Origin of the sequence: Rhodococcus sp. T7, assembly GCF_009872365.1 — a bacterium.
In the GTDB taxonomy this organism is placed as follows: domain Bacteria; phylum Actinomycetota; class Actinomycetes; order Mycobacteriales; family Mycobacteriaceae; genus Rhodococcus_F.
Window position 1 is genome coordinate 835,539 of the sequence record NZ_WXYH01000389.1, and the last position, 892, is coordinate 836,430.

General features: G+C 69.6%; 1 protein-coding gene. It reads right to left on the reverse strand.

Features of this window, described 5'->3' with window-relative positions; translation table 11 throughout:
* A partial coding sequence (locus MLGJGCBP_RS47950; protein ID WP_160098228.1) for an Rv1733c family protein occupies positions 1 to 428 on the reverse strand: 428 nt, incomplete at its 3' end.
* Positions 429 to 892: the final 464 nt, after the last annotated feature.

An 892-nucleotide genomic window follows, 5' to 3' on the forward strand; every position in this document is an offset into this window, starting at 1 on the left:
TTGCCGTCGGCGTCGACGCTGATGGTGACGGTCTGCCCGGCCTTCCCGGGGGTGTCGGTGGGGACGGCTCCGGTGCGCTCCCCGTGGGGTGTGGTCCAGCGGGCGCGGGCGGTGTTCTGGGTGCCGGCGGAACGAATCGCGTAGTCGGGGGTGTCGGGGGCGAGGTAGGTGTCCTCGAGCAGGACCGCGGGCACCTGGCGCATGCTGGCGCGGAGCGTGTGGGTTTGCTGCTCCAGGCGGGTGTGGGTGGCGGTGCCGAATGCGGCGGCAATGGGGATCAGCAGCAGAACCACGGTGGCGGTGAGTAGCAGGAGGGTGGCTTCGATGCGGTCGCTGGCGCGCATCAGGTGGTTGCGGTTCCACGGGCGCAGCCGCCACCACCGGATCGGCGCGGCCACCGGTGCCGGTGGCGGTTCCTCCCGGCGCATGGTCACCTCCCGCAGAAGCTGCGTTTCCCCTTTCCTTCGATTGTGCGACGGAATCCGACGCGGCGTTTCTGACGCGGTGCTCCGCGAGAGCAGGACAGGCTCACCCGTGTGTTTCAGTCAGCCGGAATGTTCGCGGCTGTAATCTCCGACGTGCTCTGCGTGAGGTCGCGGGGCTCGCGGTGCTGGCGCTGCGTGAGTTCGTCGAGTCTGTTGGGCAGTGGCAGTGGCAGTGGCGGTCGGACTTACCGTGTGGGGGAGGCGCCGCTGATGCCGGGCTCCTGCGGCAGGCACGGGCGGCGAGCAAGGGCCCTCTCGTGCAGGCTCGGCCCGTCTCGCGGCGCCGTTGCGGTGCATGAGGGGTGTGTTCGTGCAGGTCGAGTCGCGTACCGGGCCGGTCGGTGCTTATGCTCGATTGCGGGAGTGTCGCCGAGCGAAGAGGTGCATCAGCATGGCCGGAACTAGCG